Origin of the sequence: Collinsella sp. AF11-11, from assembly GCF_003465485.1 — a bacterium.
Classification (GTDB): domain Bacteria; phylum Actinomycetota; class Coriobacteriia; order Coriobacteriales; family Coriobacteriaceae; genus Collinsella.
Genome location: NZ_QSAS01000008.1, coordinates 61783 through 80926, shown reverse-complemented (window position 1 = coordinate 80926; position 19144 = coordinate 61783). Strand labels below are relative to the sequence as shown.

Below are 19144 nucleotides of genomic sequence, written 5' to 3'. Positions count from 1 at the left end.
TGCGGCCGCAAAACGGCCTTGCTGACAAGGCGCGCAGCAATGTTGCCGCCGCACGCCATGCATTAGTTTAGCGGTTTGTTGTATCGAGCAGCCCATCGCAGCCCTACTGTGAGGTGCTGAGCGAGCGCCTGACTGCATCACGCCAGCCCGCAAGGTTTTGCTCGCGGCGCTCGGCGGACATGTGGGGAAGGAAGGTCCTAACGATCTGGGCATTTTGCTCCAGCTCTTCCAGGTCTTCCCAATAGCCGACGGCAAGACCCGCCAAGTACGCGGCACCGATTGCCGTGGTCTCCACCGTCTCGCATTGCAGCACGGGGATATCCAGCAGGTCGGCCTGGAATTGCATGATGAACTCGTTGCGCGAGGCACCGCCATCGACAGACAGGCGCTCAATCGAAAGCCCCACGTCCTGCTCCATGGCGCGCAGCACGTCGTAGCTCTGATATGCCATGGATTCGCAGGCGGCACGTACGATGGTCGCACGGCTCGAGGCGCCGGTCAGACCGCACACGATACCGCGAGCATGCGGGTCCCACCAGGGAGCACCCAAACCCGCAAAGGCCGGAACGAAGTAGCAGCCCTCGTTGTCGCTAATCGAAGCGGCGAGTTGTGCCGACTCGCTCACGCTCGAGATGATGCCCATGTTGTTGCGAAGCCAGTTCATCGTTGAGCCGGCGGCAAAAATAGAGCCCTCGAGCGCATAGCTGACTTTGCCGTCCGCAGCGATACCGATGGTGGAGACCAGGCCATTCTTGGATTCGACGATCTCGTCGCCGGTGTTCATGAGCATAAAGCAACCCGTGCCATAGGTGTTTTTGGTCTGGCCGGGACGGAAACAGCAGTGGCCGAACAGCGACGCCTGTTGGTCACCCGCCACGCCCATGATGGGCGGCATGTTGGTCATGATGTCGCTCGCGACGCGGCCGTAGTCGCCCGAGCTCCAGCGAACCTCGGGCATCATGGAACGTGGAACGTCAAAGAGTGCCAGCAGGTCGTCGTCCCAATCGAGCGTATGGATATTAAAGAGTGCCGTGCGGCTGGCATTGGTGTAGTCGGTGGCAAAGACCTGGCCGCCGGTGAGGTTGTAGATGAGCCAGGTGTCGATGGTGCCAAACATGAGGTCGCCCGCCGCCGCGCTTTCGCGTGCGCCGTCGACGTTGTCGAGAATCCACTGCACCTTGGAGGCCGAGAAATACGGGTCGAGCGTGAGTCCCGTGCGGGAGCGCACCAGCCCTTCTGCGCCCTGCTCGACAAGCTCGTCGATCAGAGGTGCGGTACGGCGGCACTGCCATACGATAGCGTTATAGATCGGCTGACCGCTCACGCGATCCCAGACCACCGTGGTCTCGCGCTGGTTGGAGATGCCGATGGCGGCAATGCGGTCGGAGTGGATACCGCTCTTAAACTGGACTTCCATCATGACGGCGATCTGGCTAGCAAGGACCGCCATGGGGTCTTGCTCTACCCAACCGGGACGCGGGAAGCTGGTTTTGACGCTGCGACGTGCCTGCGCGACGATGCAGCCGTACTCGTCGACGATGGTCGCAAGTACCGAGGTGGTGCCGCAGTCGAGCGCCATGATGTAGGAACCGCCAAAGTCAAACGAGGCATCTTCCATGCCCAGGCTGCCCAGATTCAACGACATCGCTTAAACCTTTCTATTGCATCGGGTCGGACAGGACCCGTTCGATCTCTGATGCGGGAAGTGCGCCTTGGCGCAGGATCTGGAGCTCGCCGTGCTGAAACGACACGATGGTCGAGGCGTCGCGACACGGGGTCTCACCGGCGTCGACGGCAACATCGACCCCCTCCAGGATGCGACCCTCCACCGTGATAAAACTTGCCGGCGCGGGCGCGCCATGCGTGTTGGCGCTGGTGCAGGCAAGGGGGCTGCCACAGGCGCGAATGAGCGCCTGCACCACGGGCGAGGCCGAAGCGCGAAGTGCCACCGTGTCGTCGGCAGCGCGCATAAAGGTCGGCACGCAGGGGGCTGCCTTGACCACGATAGTCAGGGCTCCCGGCCAGCATCGTCGCGCGAGTATGCGGGCATCTTCCGGGATATCCACGCCATAGCGGTCGAGTGCTTCGACGCCATCGACCAGCCAAGCGACGGTTTGCGTGAGTTCACGTTGCTTGAGAGTGAAGATACGGCGATAGCCGGTGCCGAGCGCAGGAACTGCGGCGCCATTGACGGCAGCCTGCGGATCGCGCGGCCACGATGGGAATTCGCTTGTATCTTGGGGCACGGCGTCCGAGAAGGCGTTGACTGCCACGGCGACACCGTAGACGGTCTCGGTCGGGATCAAAGCCAGGCCGCCGCGGCCGAGCACCTCGGCCGTGCGCTCGACGGCAAGCCGATGCGGCTCGCGCGTTCCCTCGTATACCCGATAGACCGTCTGCATGTGTATGCCAGCCCCTTACGCTCTGGTGCAAGTTTGTTTACTGTGGGGCATTCTCGCACGAAACGTTCAACCTATTTGCCCAGAGCGCATGTTGGTTTGGTGAGCGGCTCTAGTAGTCGGTGAAAGTGAGGGGGTTATTGGACTGCGACGAACTTCTTTGGCCTGCCGGCGTGGCGTTCTTGGGCGGCGTAGCGCTCGATGCTGTCTATCGTTATCATCCGACGGCCGTCGACGAGTTCAACATCGAGCTTTCCGGCTTTGACCAGCGCGGTAATCCGCGGAGCGGAGACTTTGAGGTCCAGCGCTGCGTCTTTAAATGTCCGGCACGCCGCTTCCCGAGCGTCCTCGTGGTCGATTTCGACTGAAAGGGCCACGACCTCGGCCGAGCGTTCGTACCCTGCCGGAGTCAAACCGTTGTTGAGGTCGTCGGCCAAAAACGCCATCAGTGCCTCGGTAGCATGGGCAATCGCTTCTTCGCGCGTATCGCCATCGGCAAAGGCGCCGGGAATCTGCGGGAAGCTAGCGCAGTAACCGTCGTCTTCTTTTATGAGAACGCAGTCATAGGTAAATCGCTGCCTCATTTTGCCTCCAACTACCATCCAGCTTGGCGACGAATACTTGCCCACGTGCCCTTCTTTGGTCGATCACCACCAGAGCCGTTCACGGTGACAACACGGTCACCAGAAACATACTTAGCATGACTACCGACTTGCGCGACCTTCACGAATCCATCGTGCTTGAGTAGGGCAATGATTTCCCGAAAGGTAGGAGGTTGCATGGGCCGACCTCTTTCAGCCGTCCTAATTATAAACTAGTTTATAATTTTTGCTAACCAGTTAATAAATATTACTGGCGCTGTTTGGGCTCGGTGACGATGGCTCGGACGATGCGGGGGCGATCGGTGAGGTCGTGGACGATGCGCACGTCCGACAGACCCGCTTGGCGGCAGAGCTCGGCCGCAGCGTCGAGCGCGCCCTCGTAGAGCTCGCAGGCAAACAGGCCGCCGGCGCGCAACATGTAGGGCGCCGCGTTGAGCAGGCGGCGGAAGATATCGAGGCCGTCGGCACCGCCCTCGAGCGCCAGATCGGGCTCAAAGTCCTTGACCTCGTGCGGCAGCAAGCGCATGACATCGGTGGGGATGTAGGGCGGGTTGGAGACGAGTACGTCAAAGGTGCCCCACTCTTCACGGGGAATGGAGCTCACCAGGTTCGTGAGGCTGAAGGCGACCTCGTCGGACGTGAGGCCAAGCGCATCGCGGTTTTTGGTAGCAAGGTCGATGGCGCGCGGCTCGATATCGGTAGCAGTGCAGGTGACGTGGCCGCGACGCTCCCAGGCGATCGAGAGCGAGATACAGCCCGTGCCGCAGCCGACCTCGAGAACGCGGGCAGTGCGGGGCTCGGCTGGGGCAGGCGCAGCGGCATCCTGAGCTGAAACCGTCTCCTGGTCGGCGCCCTCGATGGCGATGTCGTATTCGTCGAGCTCGGGCTCGGCGGCTTTTGCGGCTTCGGCTTCTGCTGCTTGCGCGGCGGCTTCCTCGGCCTCGCGATCGGCAAGCTCCTCGGCATAGGCGCGGCTACCGAGCACGTCGCTACCCAGCGCAGCCTCATCGGCGGCCGTCAGGTTGGCAGCACGGCGCTCGGCGGTTGCGCGTTCGTCGGCCAGCGCCGCCTCAGCTTTGCGGGCCTGCTCGACCTCATCGTTCCAAGGCAGCTCAACACGCTGACGGGCAGCGGCCTCGGGGCTCAGCACCTCGGTATCCAGATAGTTCAGGACTTCTTCGACGAGCATCTCGGTCTCGGGGCGCGGGATGAGCACGCCGGGGGCGCACGCGACGTCGATCATGCGAAACTGCGTGCTGCCGGTGATGTACTGCAGCGGCTCGCCTTTGGCGCGACGAACGACGGCCGCGTGCATGGTCTCGAGCTGGGCTGCGTTAAGCGTCTCGTCCATGCGCATATACAAGTCGATACGCGCCAGGCCCGTGGCCGCGCACAGCAGCCACTCGGCAGAAAGACGGGGATGCTCCTCGCCGCGCTCGGCCAGGTACTCCTTGGTCCACTCGAGACAACGCTTGATGGTCCAAATCTCGTTTGCCATGGGGCCCTCCCCTCTTAAGCGCCGGACGGCGCGCGAATGTCGGAGCAGATTGTAAGCGAGGCCAGCGCTTGGCAAGGGGCGATTAAAGGCGATTATCGAGAATCAGCCCAGAATTTTGCTTGGAGCCTGCCTAGAGTGTTCATTCGTCGACGTCTAAATCTGCATCCGTCAAGCTTTTGGCAAGGTTGCCCCAAAACTGACCAATATCTAACCAAGAACTTGCCACATCGCTTGACGCACGACCCATCAAAAATCGCTCCGCGACTTCTTGAACGATATTTTGAGCAATATTTTCGATAGCGGACTTATGCCGTCAATTACCTTAAGCAGGTAAGCAGCTCAAATGACATCACAGCCGACTGAATAAAATATCAAGGCAATGTACCCAACCTAGTCATTTAAGAACGTCCCCAATGACTACATCTAAGGCGCCGCAGGTTGAGCATAAGTCAGCGAAAACGCCCCTAAGCGAGCAAGGTGACGTGAAAGAGGAGGGAAGCGTACTTTGGTACGCGACCGACGATTGAACGTCAGATTGCCGCTTAGGGGCGCTTGCAGCGTCGAGTCGTTACGCGGTTTGTAAAACCGCGTAACCTACACGGCCTGTGCCAGCTTCTCGGCACGCTCGGCGGCGGCGAGCGCCTCGATGACGGTGCCGAGCTGGTCGCCCAGGAGGACGCCATTGTAGGTGGAGTTGAAACCGATGCGGTGATCGGTCACGCGGTCCTGGGGCTGGTTGTAGGTACGGATCTTCTCGGAACGGTTGCCGTGGCCGATCTGGCTCTGGCGCTCGGCACCGAGCTCTGCCTGCTGCTTCTCGAGCTCCATCTCGTACAGACGGGCGCGCAGCATCTGCATGCAGACTTCGCGGTTCTGGATCTGGGAGCGCTGTTCCTGCGACTGCACCACGGTGTTGGTGGGCAGGTGGGTGATGCGCACGGCGGAATAAGTGGTGTTAACGCACTGACCGCCAGGACCGGAGGCGCAGTAGGTGTCGATGCGCAGGTCGGACTGGTTGATCTGGACGTCGATCTCCTCGGCTTCGGGAAGTACGGCGACGGTCGCCGTGGAGGTCTGGATACGGCCCTGGGACTCGGTCTTGGGAACGCGCTGGACGCGGTGCACGCCGGACTCGAACTTCATGACGGAGTAGACGCGGTCGCCCTCGACCTTGAACTCGATGGACTTAAAGCCGCCGGCCTCGCTGGGGCTGGAGTCGAGCACGGTGGTCTTCCAGCCGCGCGACTCGCAGAAGCGCTGATACATCTTGTACAGATCGCCGGCAAAGATAGCCGCCTCGTCGCCACCGGCGGCGGAGCGAATCTCGACGATGGTGTTCTTGTCGTCGTTGGGGTCGCTCGGGATGAGCATGTACTTAATGTCTTCCTCGAGCTGGGGAAGCTTGGCCTCGTTTTCGGAGATGTCCATCTGGAGCATCTCCTTCTCATCGGCATCGGTGGTATCGTGCAGCATTTCCTTGGCAGCCTCGATGTCATCGAGCGCGCCGATGTACTCGCGCGAGGCGGCAATGAGGTCGGACTGGTGCGCGTACTCCTTGTTGAGACGCGTGAACTCCTTGATATCGGAGGCGACGGCCGGGTCGGAAAGCTTCTTCTCGAGTTCCTCGTAGGCCTTGATAATCTTTTCGAGCTTGTCGCGCATGGCGGGACTCCTTTATATGCGTGAAGGTGAAAATCGGCAGAGCTGATGGGGCGCACGGCGCCACTGCGGGGGTAAGCCCAGCTAGAACATGTCGATCTTCAGATACATGCGCATCCCTTCGCGTATGGGGTACATAGTTGCGGTCTAACCCATACATGATAGCGTGCGCAGGCAAACCTGCATATAACCCGCACGGAATGAGTGGACGTAGCCGTTGGGGACGTTCCTTAACGGCTAGTCGTTTAAGAACATCCCCAACGGCTAACAAAGGAAGCGTCGCTTTGTCACATTCTAGAGCGTTTGAAGCAGGGCGATGAGGAAGCGAACACCCTGGAGGTAGGCGCGGCGGGTGATGCGCTCGTTGGTGCCGTGGACGCCGCGGTCGCACTCGTCATCGTCGACCACAAACGCCGAAAAACGAATGCATTCGGAGCAAATGTGCTGGTAGTTGGCAGCGTCGGTCGCGCCGATCACGGTCGAGGGGACAATCGCCAACGGCTCGGATGATCCGTTTTCCTCCGTCCCCTTTGGATCGCGGAAATAGCGGGCGGCGATGGAGCGAACCGCCTCGAGGCCGGGACCACCGATACGCGGGGACGGCGAGGGCTCGGAGCTGCCGGGGCCCAGCTCCACTTCGACACGACCGGCAAGGTCCGCCGCGGCAGTTGCCTCACGGCAGCGCGCCACAACATCGGCCACGCTCGTGCCTTCGAGCATGCGGAAGTTAATGTTGACCCACATATCCTGCGGCATTACGTTGGCACCGGCACTGCCGCCCTCGATCTGCGTGGGCGCGCAGGTGGTCGTCACCAGCGGATAGAGCTTCTTGCTGGCGAGGCAATCGCGGACAATGGCGCCGCCGTTGGCGGCAATTTCATCGGCCGTGTAGAGCCCCAGCTCGACGAGCTGGGCGGCAAGCAAGTCGGTCACGCGCGTCGGCCACTCGATATCGCAGATTGCGGTGGTGGCACGGCTCAACACCTCGAGCGACGTGCCGCCGTAGGGATTGGAAGAATGTCCACCCGCGCTCTTTGTCTTGAGCACAATGTCGGCATAACCTTTCTCAGCCAGGTCGGCGTGCATAAGCCAACCCTCGCCCGCACTGTACTCGGCAGCCGGAACGATGCGGTAGTCGCCCTCGTCGATCAGGTACTCGAGCTCAACGCCGCGCTCCTCGAGCGCGCGGCCGATGGCGCCTGCGCCGTACTGCGTCGTCTCCTCGTCCTGGCCAAAGGCCAGGAGCAGTGTGCGCTCGTGCTGCCAACCGTGCGCCAGCGCATACTCGACCGCTTCGAGAATGCCTGCGACCTGGTCCTTCATGTCGATCGCGCCGCGGCCCCAGATGTAGGTATCGTCCACGTGCCCGCTAAAGGGGGCGTGCGTCCAATCGGCCTCGGTACCCGGCACCACGGGGACCACGTCCATGTGGCCCATGAGCATAACGGGCTTGAGAGCGAGGTCGGAGCCGGCAAGCGTCACCAATAGCGAATGGTCGATGAGCTCGACCTCGCCCGCCGCGAACACGCGCGGCCAGGCCTGCTGCATATAGGCGCGCAGGTCGTCGAACGGCTGCCAGTCCACCGCCTCGGCATCCATGCTCGAGATGGTCGGAAACGACAGCACGCGACCCAAGCGCTCGCTCGCGCCAGCTTCGTCCAAATCGGCAAAATCATCCTCATGCGCAAAGAAGCGCCAAACCTCGGCCATGACATCCTTTCGATTGTGATGACGAGGGCCGCCCCACCGGAGCGGCCCTGCTACATAAGCGTTTGCGGTCGGTTATTTGTCCTCGAGATAACGCGAGAGGAACTCGCGAGTGCGCTGGTGCTTGGGATTGCCGAAGAGCTCGGCCGGCGCGGCGTCCTCGAGCACCACGCCCTTGTCCATAAAGACCACGCGATCGGACACCGTGCGGGCAAAGGCCATCTCGTGCGTGACGACGACCATGGTCATGCCATCGGCAGCGAGCTTGCGCATGACCTCGAGCACCTCTCCCACGATCTCGGGGTCGAGTGCGGAGGTCGGCTCGTCGAACAGCATGATCTGCGGATTCATGCACAGGGCACGGGCGATGGCCACGCGCTGTTTTTGACCACCGGACAGGCGGCCCACGGCGGCGTGCGCGAACTTTTCGAGCCCCACGCTCGTCAGATGCTCCATCGCGACTTTCTCGGCCTCGGTCTTGCTCATCTTTTTGAGCGTGACGGGCGCGAGCGTGCAGTTGTCGAGCACATCCATGTTGTTGAATAGGTTGAAGCCCTGGAACACCATGCCGATGTCCTCGCGCAGCTTGTTGATATTGCAGCGCTCGGCCGTGAGGTCCTGGCCATGGAACCAGATATGGCCCGCGTCCGGGGTCTCGAGCAGGTTGAGGCAGCGCAGGAAGGTCGACTTACCCGAGCCCGAGGCGCCGATGATGGTGACGACCTCGCCGGGATTAACGGACAGGTCGATGCCCTTGAGTACCTCGAGCGAGCCGAAGCTCTTGCGCAGACCCTCGACGCGGATAAGCGGCTCTTTAGTTTGTGCAGCGGTCACAGCGCCGGTGGTAGTGGTATCTGCCATGATGATTCTCCTCGTCTTGCGCCTAGTTGGAGCTGGGCAGTGTGGCCGGAGCCTCGGCGCCGAGCTTTTTGCCAAAGGCCTCGAGCAGGCGGCTCGCCACAAGCGTCAGGATCAGGTAGACCACGAGCGCCACGCAGTAGACCTCCATCTGGCGGTAGTACACGCCGGCGACGGTGGTGGTGGCGTACATGAGGTCGAACACGCCGATGACCGAAAGCACCGACGAGTCCTTGATGTTGATGATGAGCTCGTTGGTGAGCGCCGGAATCGCGTTTTTAATGCCCTGGGGGAACACGACTTTGCGCATGGCCTGCCACTGCGACAGACCCAGCGAGCGCGCTGCCTCGGCCTGGCCGGAATCGATGGACTCGATGCCGCCGCGCAGGACCTCCATCATGTAGGCGGTGGAGTTGAGCGAGATGGTGACGAGGCCGGCGGTGAAGGTGCTCCAAATCTGGTTGGCCTGGGCGGTCTCGAAGCCCATACCGCGCAAAACGGTGAAGCCCGCGTAATAGATGAGCAGGCCCTGGACCATCATGGGCGTGCCGCGCACGATGGTGGAGTAGACGGTCGCAAAGCCGCGGCCGATACTCTTAAAGAAGCGCACCAGGTCGTTATCCACGCGGTCAAACGTCTGAATACGCAGGAACACAAAGAGCAGTGCCAGGAAAAAGGCGATGACCGTGCCGAAGGTGGCAAGCGCGATGGTGATCTCGATACCGCGAATGAAGAAGTCGCCGCTCTTGTAGGTCATGTAGACCAGGCTCGACAAAAAGTCGCTGGGGTTGGAGTCCGAGACAATGCTCACCTGTACCAGGTCGATAAACGACATGACGCAGCGGTCGATGAAGAAGATCGCCGCGATGGCAACCACGACATAGCTGCCCAGGCGCGCGCCGCGACGGCAACGCTCGGATGCAAACGGCGACTTTTGGCGATAGTCATTCCAATGCATGAGCTTGGTGACGAGCGCTGCCGCCGATACGACAATCCAAGCCCACAGAATCGCCCAGAGGCAGTCCTGGAACACACCCGTGGGCGCCAAGAAGCTCAGCGGCGTGGGGTTGCGCTGACTAAACGCCAGACCGAGCGCCGCGATAACGCTCGTGCCCAGGTATACATAACGGTGGTCGGCCTTGATAAAGGAGGCCAGACGATTAATGGCTTTCATGCTGCCTCCCTATGCCGGCTGACGGTCGAGGCACGCGTCCCACATTTGGTCGCGCTCCTCTTGGCTAATGCCCTTGAGCGTCTTATCGATAAGTTTGAGCAGATTGTCCGAGCCCTTGCGGCAGCCGACGTTTGCCGTGACCTCCTGCTTAAAGCCCTCGCCCTCGGCAAATTGAATCGGCACGATACCCGGGTTTTGGGCCATATAGCCCTTCTCGTTCTCGGTGTTGTAGGTCACGGCGTCGCAGGTGCCCTGCAGCAGGTTCGAAAACACCGTGGGCACCGAATCGACCGGATTCTTGTGAACGACGCCCGGGATCTCGTCGATGACGGTATCGAGCATCGTGTCCTTTTGGCCGAGCACCGTGGCGCCGCTAAAGTCGCTGAGCTTGGTCGCGTTTTGGTAGGGCGAGCCCTCTTTTACGAACAGGCCAAAGTAGCCGATAAAGTACGGGTCGGAAAAACCGACGGACTCCTCGCGCTCGGGCGTAGCACTCATGCCGGCGATGATAAGGTCGATCTGGCCGTTGTTGAGCGAATCGATGAGGCCCGAGAAGCTCTGTTTGACGGCAACGGGCTCGCCGCCAAGGGCCTTGCAGACGATCTTTGCGATCTGAACATCATAGCCATCGGCGTAAGCGCCCTGCACGTTGTCGATGGGGATGGTGTACTCGCTGGCCTCGGAGACCTGCCAGTTGTATGGGGCGTAGGCCGCCTCCATGCCAATACGAATCTTGTCCTTGCCGATCACGGAATCGGACAGGTCGTCGCGGCCGCCGCCCGTGGTGGTCTGGACCACCTTGAGCGTGGACGGGCGCTGGCAGCCGGCAAGTGCGCCGGCGACGACGGAAGCACTCGCAGCGAGAGCGCTACCCAAAAAGATGCGACGGCTGCATACCGGCTGTGGATGCGCGTCGCGCTGTAGTCGAGGTTGCATCTGATGCCTTCCCTATGTCGTTTTGCTGACAATAAGACAGGATATACGTCAACAACCAGCAGCGCGGCATGTGCGCGAAAAATTAATAGACACACGAGGACGATTGGCACAAAGTAACCTGTCCCCATGTACCACTTGGCATGAAAAAGGCAAGGCATAGACCTTCTGGTCATGCCTTGCCTTTTTCATGCCAAATTGTCGCTCTGGGTGGCGCGCAGCGTCGACCGGTCCGTCGTTCGTTAGAACGGCGGAACCTCTAGAGCAGGGTAACGCTAAAGCTGCGAACGTCCGTCTCACCCGGTGCCAAGGTAATGGTGTTGACCTTGTGCTCAAAGACGTCGTCCTCGGTGTCCATGGTGGTGTGGCCGGTCCAGGGCTCGAGCGCCACAAACGGGGCGTCGTTGGCGGCAGACCACACGCCGATGTACTTAAAGCCCTCAAAGTCGATCTTGACGCCGTGGCCCGACTTGCGGCCGCGCAACGTGAGCGTGGAACCCGGGGCATCGGTGAACATGATGGCGTCGTTATCGAAGCTGCGGTGCGTGATGGGCAGCACGTCCGAGTTATCGGGAGCCTTGTAGCTGCCCTCGAACGTCATAAGACCGTCGGGCGTGATGATGGGAGCCTCGTTGGTCCAAGCCTCGGTAAACGCCAGCTCGTAATCCTCGAACGCCTCGTCTTCGGCACCGGGGGCGGGCACGTTGAATGCAGGATGACCGCCCACCGAGAACGGCAGGGCCACGTCGCCGGTGTTGGTGACGGCAAAGGCCTGCGTGAGCGTGGCGTCGCCGGTCAGGGCATAGGTCATGTTGAGCTTAAAGTGGAACGGGAACGCCTTGAGCGACTCGGGCGTGTCAGTGATCTCGTACGTTACCGAGGAGCCGTCCTCCGAAACCTCGACCAACTTGTGCTCGACGATGCGAGCGAGTCCGTGGCGCGGCATCTCGCAGGTGCCGGCCGCAGATGTCGCCATGTTGTTGCGCAGCGATCCCACGATGGGGAACAGGATAGGCGCATGCTTGCCCCAAAAGGCCGGGTCGCCCTGCCACAGATACTCGTTGCCGTTGAGGGCAAGGCTCGTGAGCTGGGCGCCCATGGAATCGATGGCCGCGATGAGGCCGCCGCGCTTGATGGTAGTGACGGTGGACATGCTACTTCCTCCAATAGTAAACAACGGTGTCGAGGGCTATTGTCCCACTCTTGGCGGCGGGGTTAAGCGACAGGTGCAGTTATTGAGCAATAGCGTAAAGGTCAAACCCGCCCTGCGGCGTGCTATCGACCGTATCGGGCGCCTGTGAATTAAAACTCACCGGAACCATGCGCTTTGAGGCACGGTAACGCGTGCCGTCGGTGGCGACGGGCGGCTCATCGACCGTGAGCTCGTAGTCGCCGGGCTTGAGCTCGATGCCGTCACCTTCGGAATTGACGTATTGGTACTCGTCGATCGCTTGCCCCTTGAGCGTGCGACCCACGATATGGACGAGCATCTGGCTGTCGCCGCGCGCGGTGTCCCACGTCGCGCCGTCCTTGACCTCGACCGATACATGCACCGAGCGCGTGCGGCTGAGCGATTGCTCGACAGACATCTCGACCTTGGCGGCGTCTTGGCGCTGCTGCTCGACATGACCCCAGATGCTGCCGATCGCCGAGCAAGCGATGACGCCGGCCATAAAGGCGATGAGAATGGGGCCGAGCGGAGAGCGACGGCCCGCGTCTTCCTCGCGAGCCAGGTTGGGGCGATGGGTGGGGGCGGGCGCCTGGGCACCCTGCGCGGGCACGTCGAGTATGCTGAAGGATGCCGTGCTGTCGGGATCGATAGTGTGACGCGGCTGCGGGGTCTTTGCCGGCGAGATGGACATGTCGGCTGGCTCACCCAGTGTGGCCGTGGCATCGGCCTTTGCCTCGTCGGCCTCAGCCTGGGCCCAAGCCTGCTCAAAGGTCAGAGGCTCGGCGGCATCGGAGGCGGCGTCAGGCTCGACAGCAGCATCGCTGCCGGTCTCGTCCTCGTCGCTCGACACGTCACGCGGCGCGGGCTCGTCCCACTCCTCGTCCGGAGCCTCGCCCTCGCTATACCACCATTCAAAGTTATCGATATCCATACGGGGCGCCCCCTTGGCCTCGCAAATAAACACTTGCTAGCCTTATACCCCCAGATGACACGGGAGCTCGCCGGCACAGACAGGAAAAGCGTCACAACATTCGACGCTTTTCCTCGTTTTCGAGATTTTCATCGAATGTTGTGACGGTTTGGGCAGCAGCCACACCACGAATGTGACGAAGGAGCAGTCCCCTTGTCACATCTAGAGGGCGACGGGGATTTGGATGCAGCAAAAGTCCTCTTGGTGGGACTCGTCGTAGCTCGTAGTATCGAGGTAGCAAAAGTCGAAGGCGTTGCCAACGGGCTGGAGCGCGTGCTTGTCCATGCAGGCCACGACGGCGCGGATGCCCTCGGGCTCGTACGGCATGCCCCAGCGGCTCATGCACAGATATGTGCCCTCGGGCAGCACTTCGATGCCGATCTCTGCCAGCTCGGCGGGATCGCTCGGCAGCAGCTCCTCGACACCGCGCGGTAGCACGGCAAAGGAGCCGGCGCCGGCGACGGGGTCGTCGGAATGCAGCGCCTCACGACGCAGCATGGCACCCCAGCCGCGCATAGGGCGCGTGCCCGTCAACGCACGCATGCGCAGGATGGCCCGCATGAGCGTGGGGTGAAGCATCGAGCGGCCGCGCTCGATATCGCCTGGAAACTCCTCAAAGACCACGAAGCGGCGCTCGAACTGCTTGAGCTCCGGCTTGCCCTCGCGCTCGCGCCAGTAAACTGCCTCGTCGTAAAAGCTCAGACGCTCCTGCACGCTCGCACGCTCGGCTTTGAGCCCGGCAATCTGCTCGTCGAGCGCCTGCACCCGCGAGCGCAGGTGGTCGGTCATCTCGCTAATGTCGAACGTCGAGGCTAGGCGGTCGATCTCATCGAGTTCGAGCCCTAGGTCGCGCAGCATGCAGATCAGACGCATGAGCGGGATCTGCGTGGGCGAATAGAAACGGTAGCCTTTTTCGTTAACCACGGCGGGCTTAAACAGGCCGATCTTGTCGTAGTAGATGAGCGTTTGGCGCGAAACGTTAAACAAACTCGCCATCTCGCTAATCGCATACATGCCCGTCTGCATAGGTCCTCCCGACACATCCTTTTTGCGCACAAAGCCCGCCGCCCACAGGGGCAGCGGGCTCAAACACTACTCGTATCCTACCCTAAAGACGCCTATGACCAGCGCTTATAGTTTGCGCATGACACGCCGACGGCCTCGAGCGCCTTGGCGGCGATGTGGTGCACCGCGTCATCGAGCGTGGCGGGGCCGTTGTAAAACGTGAGCATGGGCGGCATGAGCATGACGCCCGGTACGCGCGCAAGGCGCGCCATGTTGTCGACATGAATGGCGCTGAAGGGCGTCTCGCGCACCATGAGCACCAGGCGGCGCTGCTCTTTCATCTGCACGTCGGCCGCACGCAGCAACAGATTGTCGCTGTAGCCGCTCGCGATGCCGGCGAGCGTCTTCATGGAGCACGGGGCCACGATCATACCGTCGACCGGATAGGTGCCGCTTGCGATGGCGGCGCCGATGTTCTTGTTGTCGTAGACCACATCGGCGTGCGCGACAAACTCGTCGAGCGTCATGCCGAGCTCCTGCTCGATGGTGATCTCTCCCCCGCGCGTGACGACAAGCGCCGACTCGGCGCCGGCCTGGCGCAGGCATTTGAGGCACTCAAGGCCCAGCGCGGCACCGCTGGCGCCCGAAACGCCAACGACGATGCGACGGGGACGGACAGAAGACTCAGGCATGACAACTCCTAACAACAAAATGGCAGCTATAGGTCGGGCAATGTCAGCGAGCGCGCGTCTGGCGAGGCAAGGTGCCCCGAAACAAGAAGGCATAGGGCTTATGCCCATGCCTTCGCAGTTGAGGGGCAGATTGCCCGCCAGGCGCGGGCGCAGCGTCGAGTGGTCCGACGTTCGGTAGAACGCCGGAACCTTAGAAAGCAATCTCCTTGGCCCACTTGTCCTTGTCGATCTCCATGAACTGCGAGCGAATGAAATTCTTCTTGAGGTCGAACGGAACCGTGCAGTCGAAGATGGCCTTGCAGGCGATGCCGTGCTCGCGAATCGTGGGGTCGAACGCGGGGTCGTTGGACGGGTCGAGCACGTGGCAGTGGCAGCCGGGGATGGTGATGAGGTCGACGTCGGCCTGGAAGCGCGTGGTCATGGCCCACATCACGTCGCTCATATCAAAGATGTCAACATCCTCGTCAACCAAGATCACATGCTTGAGCTCGGAGAATGCCGAGAAGGCGAGCATGGCGGCGTTGCGCTGACGGCCCTCGTCATTTTTGCTCGACTTCTTAAACTGCATGATGGCAACGAACTTGCCGCCGCCGCAGGGTGCAGCGTGGACGTTGAGCAGGCGGCCCGGGATAGCGGTCTCGACCATCTTGTAGATGGAAGCCTCGGTGGGGATACCGGCCATGGACACGTGCTCGTGCGAAGGGCCGATGCAGCTCTCCATAATGGGGTTGACACGCGTGGTGACGGCGGTGATCTTGATCACCGGGCAGACCTTGGCGCCGCCGGTGTAGCCGGGGAACTCGGGCATGGCGTAGCCGTGGCCGTTGACGTCCTCGTTGATGGTCTCGTCGTGCATGAGGTAGCCCTCGAGCACGTACTCGGCATTGGCGATGCACTTCTGCGGAACGGTGACGCAGTCGGCAAGCTCGACAGCGTGGCCGCGCAGGGCGCCGGCAATTTGCAGCTCGTTGAAGCCGAGCGGTGTGGTGGGAGCCTCAAAACCGCAGCACATGTACACGGCGGGGTCCAAACCGATGGAGATGGAGATGGGCATGTCTTCGCCGCGCTGGCAGTACTCGTCAAAGAACGCGCCCAAGTGACGGCTGCCGGGGGTAATCCACATGGCAAGCTTATCCTTGTCGACGCAGGAGAAGCGGTGGATGGTCACGTCGGACTGGGAGCCGTCGGGGCTCGTGCCGTAGGCGAGGCCCATGGTGATGTAGGGGCCGCCGTCGACGGGCGTGTTGGTAGGAGCGGGAACGATCTTGCGCAGGTCAAAGCCCTCGTCGGTCGCCTTGTACACGACCTCCTGACAGTCGACGTGCGCACCCTCGGCGATCTGCTCGGGCGCGATCAGGTTCTCGAAGCGCTTGCCGATCTCGAGGCCCAGGTGCTCCTCGTCCAGGTCGAGCAGGGCGGCAACGCGCTTGCGGCTGGCAAGCATGCCGATGCAGACCTTGGCATCGTCAAAGCCCTTGACGTTGTTGAAGACCATCGCCGGACCCTCTTTGGTCGGACGCATAACGGTGCCGCCGGCACCGACGTGGCGATAGACGCCCGAGACCTCGGCGTCCGGATCGACCTGGGTGTCGGTCTCGAGCAGCTGGCCGGGCATCTCGCGCAAAAAGTCGAGTGCAGAACGCAGGTCGTGAATCTGGGAAGCATCGTTGACGGACATGGGTGGTTGCTCCTTTCGGGAGAGTGCCCGGCGGCGGTGTACCGCCGGGCTGGGTAACGTAATGGGACCGCAGCGCTCATGGGTGGAGCACTCGACCACTCGCAGCTCATGCGCTCAGCTGCCTACAGCCAGAGCGCTCGGCCGCTTACATCAGGCCAAAGAGGTGGAACCAGGCGGCCTCGACCAGCACGACGATAAAGACGACCGCGGTAAGGGGAATGCCCATGCGCATGGCCTCTTTGGAGGTGTAGCCGCCGGCGTCCTTGCCCTCGCCGATAAGGATCGGCAGGTTATGGAACGGCAGGATGTAGTGGATGTTGATGGACGTGAAGACAATGAGCGCCACGGCGAGCGGGCTCACGCTGGAGCCGGCCGCGAAGCTGATGAACGCCGGCACGCACACGCCGAGCACGGCCATGACCGAGCCCATGAACATGTGGATGATCATGGAGAGCGCGGCGACAAGCAGGGCGAACAGAAAGATGTTCTCGGGCACGGAGCTGGGAAGCACGACATCGGCGATCCAGGCGTTCATGCCGGTGGCACCGCCCACGGAGCCCACGGCCATGGCGGCCGTCAGGAACATGAGGGACTTGATGTCGACAGCGTTCCAGCTGGCGGGGGTGAGGACCTCACCGACGATGGGCATAGCGAGGGCAACGCCGATGGCCAGGGTGACCCAACCGATGTAATCGCCCGAGACGGTGAGCCACAGCGCGATGGCGATGACAAGCCACACGATGGTGCGGATCTCCTTGACGGAGAGCTTGCCGAGCGCAGCCTGCTTGGCCACGATCTGCTCGCGATCGTAGACGAGTTCCTTGCTGGGCTTAAAGAGGAAGAGGCCCAGGAACAGGGTGCACAGCAGCGCGACCAGCATGGGCACACTCATGTACAGGAACCAGTCGACAAACGACGGGCTCATGCCGCCGGCCTCGGCGCTGTACTGCGCAACGAGCGGGTTGAGCGTGGAGTCGCCCGTCAGGAAGAACATGGAGCCCGGGGCGGCAGCGGCAAACACGAGGAAGCCGAGCTTGCCGCGGTCGTCGTCACCGTAGCCGGCGGACTCGGCGATGACCGAGACGACGGCGAGGATGAGGAAGGCGCGGGGGAACGGATGCGGGATCAGCAGCGACAGCACAAAGGTGAGCGCGAAGATCGAGATGATGAGCGACTTGGCGTCGCGCACGAACTTGAGCATAAACGCATAGGCGATGCGCTCGCCCAGGCCCGACTCCTTGACCGCGCTGGCGATGAGATAAGCGCCGATGACGAGCCACATGGTGGCTTTGGTCCACGAGCTAAACGTGGAGGCGACCGTCGCCGAGATGCTCGCGGCGCCCGTGTCGTCCACGCACACCTTAAACAGAACAAGCAGCGCGCAGTAGAGCAGGCCCACAAAGCCTGGCTGCGCCACGCCACATGCCCAGAACACCACCGTGGCGAGCGTCAGTGCCAGACAGGTCTGGCCGCCGACCGTGAGCTCGACCGTCGAGCTCAGCTCCGCCAAAGGAAGAAATTTCACCAGCAAAAAGACAACGATACCCAGCACAAAGCCAATTTCGCGCTTGGTGATCTTAAACGCCTTCTTTTCCGCTTCCATCTCCCCACCTTTCTTGTTGAGGGCGCTCCGGATTCGCAGCCACGTTGCCGCTTAAAAAGGGGCGCCCGTTATCGGACACCCCTTACGTTGCGCTGTGTTGCGGCAATACAGTCAAGCGGATTTTTTGGATGAGAAGCGATTCCCTGGACAAAAAGCGTCACAACATTCGACGCTTTTCCTCGTTTTCGAGATTTTCATCAAATGTTGTGACGGTTTGGATGTGGCAAAGGGACTGTCTTTTTTCACATAGCGAGGGCTGCGCGGATGGAGGGGACCTCCAGAGCCTCGCGGAGCCAAGGGGCCAGCTGCTCGGGGTGGCCCTGCAGGTAGCCTTTGAGCTCGGATGGGGTCACGCGTCGTACCTCCGAGATCTCCTCTTGGTTGATATGCAGCTCGCCCGGCTCAACATGGGCAAGGAAGACCTCGCACCACTCGCACTCGCAGCGGCCGTCGCCGTGGTCCTCGCGATACACCACGCGACCGAGGTGCTTGAGCTGATCGGGCTCGCGCGTAACACCAAGCTCTTCGTTGATGCGACGCGCCGTGGCGGCGACAACGTCTTCCCCGGGGAGCGGATGACCGGCACAGCCATCGGCCAGCACCCCGCCCCACAGGCGCTTGAGCGGACTGCGGCGACAGAGCAGCAGGCGCGCGTCTTCGCCCTGACCCTCGACCAAAAGCGTCAAAAATGCCTGGTGCAGAATGCCCTCGCCCACATGGGCTTCGATGCGATCGACGGGGCCGAGCGCCTCGCCAGTCGCGCCATTGACCGCCACGACCTCGGCGCCGGCGCCACCCTCATCCCAGCCTGCGCGCAGGATGCGGGCTGCGGCGCCTTCGAGCGCGGCGATGAGCTCCTTGGTGGTATCGAGCATGCGCCGCAAGTCGTCCGCGGTCGCGTTCTCCACATGAAAGCCCGTGCTTGCAACGACCGGCACGCCAAAGCGCGTGGCCAGCGCCGCCGCGATATCGTGCGCCGGGATCTCGTCTCGATGACACGGAACGGCCAGGATGCTCACCGTCGCCGTACGGCCGGGCTCGGGGCGCGGAATGGCCTGCGCCGTGGCGCCCAGGTGTGCGAACTCCGGCGAGCAGGCGTACACCGCCATGCCTCGCGGCGTCACCGTCAGCTGGGCCTCGAGCGCAAACTTGCCCTCGCCCACCGCAACCTTTGTCGTATGCATACCCATGGGAT

Annotated in this window: 17 protein-coding genes; all 17 read right to left on the bottom strand. The window is 61.9% G+C overall.

Translation table 11 applies throughout. The features are described 5' to 3' along the window. Nucleotides 1–103 precede the first annotated feature (103 nt). Nucleotides 104–1645: a glycerol kinase GlpK gene (gene glpK / locus DWV58_RS06470; RefSeq protein WP_089573103.1), complete on the bottom strand. Its 1542-nt coding sequence runs from the start codon at nt 1643–1645 to the stop codon at nt 104–106. Between the two features lie 13 nt (nt 1646–1658). Continuing rightward, nucleotides 1659–2402, bottom strand: a complete 744-nt coding sequence (locus DWV58_RS06465; RefSeq protein ID WP_089573104.1) for an L-threonylcarbamoyladenylate synthase — start codon at nt 2400–2402, stop codon at nt 1659–1661. 134 nt (nt 2403–2536) lie between these two features. Next, on the bottom strand, nt 2537–3028 hold the full coding sequence (locus tag DWV58_RS06460) for a type II toxin-antitoxin system HicB family antitoxin (protein WP_128620077.1): 492 nt from the start codon (nt 3026–3028) through the stop codon (nt 2537–2539). Further along, nucleotides 2995–3180 (bottom strand): type II toxin-antitoxin system HicA family toxin, encoded by a 186-nt coding sequence (locus tag DWV58_RS10160; protein ID WP_089573106.1) that lies wholly within the window; start codon nt 3178–3180, stop codon nt 2995–2997. Before DWV58_RS10160 ends, DWV58_RS06460 begins: the two co-directional genes overlap by 34 nt. Nucleotides 3181–3248: 68 nt before the next feature. Further along, complete coding sequence (locus tag DWV58_RS06450; protein ID WP_117776571.1) at nt 3249–4499, bottom strand: HemK/PrmC family methyltransferase; 1251 nt, start codon at nt 4497–4499, stop codon at nt 3249–3251. A gap of 594 nt (nt 4500–5093) precedes the next feature. Continuing rightward, nucleotides 5094–6161, bottom strand: coding sequence for a peptide chain release factor 1 (gene prfA / locus DWV58_RS06445; protein ID WP_055252487.1), 1068 nt, complete (start codon nt 6159–6161; stop codon nt 5094–5096). A gap of 291 nt (nt 6162–6452) precedes the next feature. Then, a complete protein-coding gene (locus DWV58_RS06440) occupies nt 6453–7868 on the bottom strand; it encodes a M20/M25/M40 family metallo-hydrolase (RefSeq protein ID WP_117776570.1) in 1416 nt (471 codons plus the stop codon). A 72-nt stretch (nt 7869–7940) separates the two neighbouring features. Beyond that, nucleotides 7941–8726 (bottom strand): amino acid ABC transporter ATP-binding protein, encoded by a 786-nt coding sequence (locus DWV58_RS06435; RefSeq protein WP_117776569.1) that lies wholly within the window; start codon nt 8724–8726, stop codon nt 7941–7943. Nucleotides 8727–8748: 22 nt separating this feature from the next. Then, nucleotides 8749–9897, bottom strand: a complete 1149-nt coding sequence (locus tag DWV58_RS06430) for an amino acid ABC transporter permease (RefSeq protein ID WP_117776568.1) — start codon at nt 9895–9897, stop codon at nt 8749–8751. A gap of 9 nt (nt 9898–9906) precedes the next feature. Beyond that, nucleotides 9907–10833 (bottom strand): transporter substrate-binding domain-containing protein, encoded by a 927-nt coding sequence (locus DWV58_RS06425; RefSeq protein WP_117776567.1) that lies wholly within the window; start codon nt 10831–10833, stop codon nt 9907–9909. Between the two features lie 256 nt (nt 10834–11089). Next, nucleotides 11090–11983: an aldose 1-epimerase family protein gene (locus DWV58_RS06420; RefSeq protein WP_117776566.1), complete on the bottom strand. Its 894-nt coding sequence runs from the start codon at nt 11981–11983 to the stop codon at nt 11090–11092. A gap of 79 nt (nt 11984–12062) precedes the next feature. Next, nucleotides 12063–12932, bottom strand: a complete 870-nt coding sequence (locus DWV58_RS06415) for a hypothetical protein (RefSeq protein ID WP_117776565.1) — start codon at nt 12930–12932, stop codon at nt 12063–12065. Nucleotides 12933–13133: 201 nt separating this feature from the next. Beyond that, complete coding sequence (locus tag DWV58_RS06410; RefSeq protein ID WP_117776564.1) at nt 13134–13997, bottom strand: MerR family transcriptional regulator; 864 nt, start codon at nt 13995–13997, stop codon at nt 13134–13136. A 92-nt stretch (nt 13998–14089) separates the two neighbouring features. After that, nucleotides 14090–14668 carry a UbiX family flavin prenyltransferase gene (locus tag DWV58_RS06405; RefSeq protein ID WP_117776563.1) on the bottom strand — a complete coding sequence of 193 codons (579 nt, stop codon included), beginning with the start codon at nt 14666–14668 and terminating at the stop codon, nt 14090–14092. A 190-nt stretch (nt 14669–14858) separates the two neighbouring features. Beyond that, on the bottom strand, nt 14859–16346 hold the full coding sequence (locus DWV58_RS06400; protein ID WP_117776562.1) for a UbiD family decarboxylase: 1488 nt from the start codon (nt 16344–16346) through the stop codon (nt 14859–14861). A 145-nt stretch (nt 16347–16491) separates the two neighbouring features. Continuing rightward, nucleotides 16492–17949 carry an SLC13 family permease gene (locus DWV58_RS06395; protein ID WP_199586020.1) on the bottom strand — a complete coding sequence of 486 codons (1458 nt, stop codon included), beginning with the start codon at nt 17947–17949 and terminating at the stop codon, nt 16492–16494. Nucleotides 17950–18191: 242 nt separating this feature from the next. Then, nucleotides 18192–19133, bottom strand: a complete 942-nt coding sequence (locus DWV58_RS06390) for an isopentenyl-diphosphate delta-isomerase (protein WP_158564537.1) — start codon at nt 19131–19133, stop codon at nt 18192–18194. Nucleotides 19134–19144 lie beyond the last annotated feature (11 nt).

Coding starts and splice junctions, on each gene's coding strand:
- DWV58_RS06410 (WP_117776564.1), bottom strand. CDS start 13,997: ATGCAGACGGGCATGTATGCGATTAGCGAGATGGCGAGTTTGTTTAAC.
- DWV58_RS06450 (WP_117776571.1), bottom strand. CDS start 4,499: ATGGCAAACGAGATTTGGACCATCAAGCGTTGTCTCGAGTGGACCAAG.
- DWV58_RS06405 (WP_117776563.1), bottom strand. CDS start 14,668: ATGCCTGAGTCTTCTGTCCGTCCCCGTCGCATCGTCGTTGGCGTTTCG.
- DWV58_RS06395 (WP_199586020.1), bottom strand. CDS start 17,949: ATGGAAGCGGAAAAGAAGGCGTTTAAGATCACCAAGCGCGAAATTGGC.
- DWV58_RS06400 (WP_117776562.1), bottom strand. CDS start 16,346: ATGTCCGTCAACGATGCTTCCCAGATTCACGACCTGCGTTCTGCACTC.
- DWV58_RS06415 (WP_117776565.1), bottom strand. CDS start 12,932: ATGGATATCGATAACTTTGAATGGTGGTATAGCGAGGGCGAGGCTCCG.
- DWV58_RS06420 (WP_117776566.1), bottom strand. CDS start 11,983: ATGTCCACCGTCACTACCATCAAGCGCGGCGGCCTCATCGCGGCCATC.
- DWV58_RS06435 (WP_117776569.1), bottom strand. CDS start 8,726: ATGGCAGATACCACTACCACCGGCGCTGTGACCGCTGCACAAACTAAA.
- DWV58_RS06465 (WP_089573104.1), bottom strand. CDS start 2,402: ATGCAGACGGTCTATCGGGTATACGAGGGAACGCGCGAGCCGCATCGG.
- DWV58_RS06425 (WP_117776567.1), bottom strand. CDS start 10,833: ATGCAACCTCGACTACAGCGCGACGCGCATCCACAGCCGGTATGCAGC.
- DWV58_RS06390 (WP_158564537.1), bottom strand. CDS start 19,133: ATGCATACGACAAAGGTTGCGGTGGGCGAGGGCAAGTTTGCGCTCGAG.
- glpK (WP_089573103.1), bottom strand. CDS start 1,645: ATGTCGTTGAATCTGGGCAGCCTGGGCATGGAAGATGCCTCGTTTGAC.
- DWV58_RS10160 (WP_089573106.1), bottom strand. CDS start 3,180: ATGCAACCTCCTACCTTTCGGGAAATCATTGCCCTACTCAAGCACGAT.
- DWV58_RS06430 (WP_117776568.1), bottom strand. CDS start 9,897: ATGAAAGCCATTAATCGTCTGGCCTCCTTTATCAAGGCCGACCACCGT.
- DWV58_RS06440 (WP_117776570.1), bottom strand. CDS start 7,868: ATGGCCGAGGTTTGGCGCTTCTTTGCGCATGAGGATGATTTTGCCGAT.
- prfA (WP_055252487.1), bottom strand. CDS start 6,161: ATGCGCGACAAGCTCGAAAAGATTATCAAGGCCTACGAGGAACTCGAG.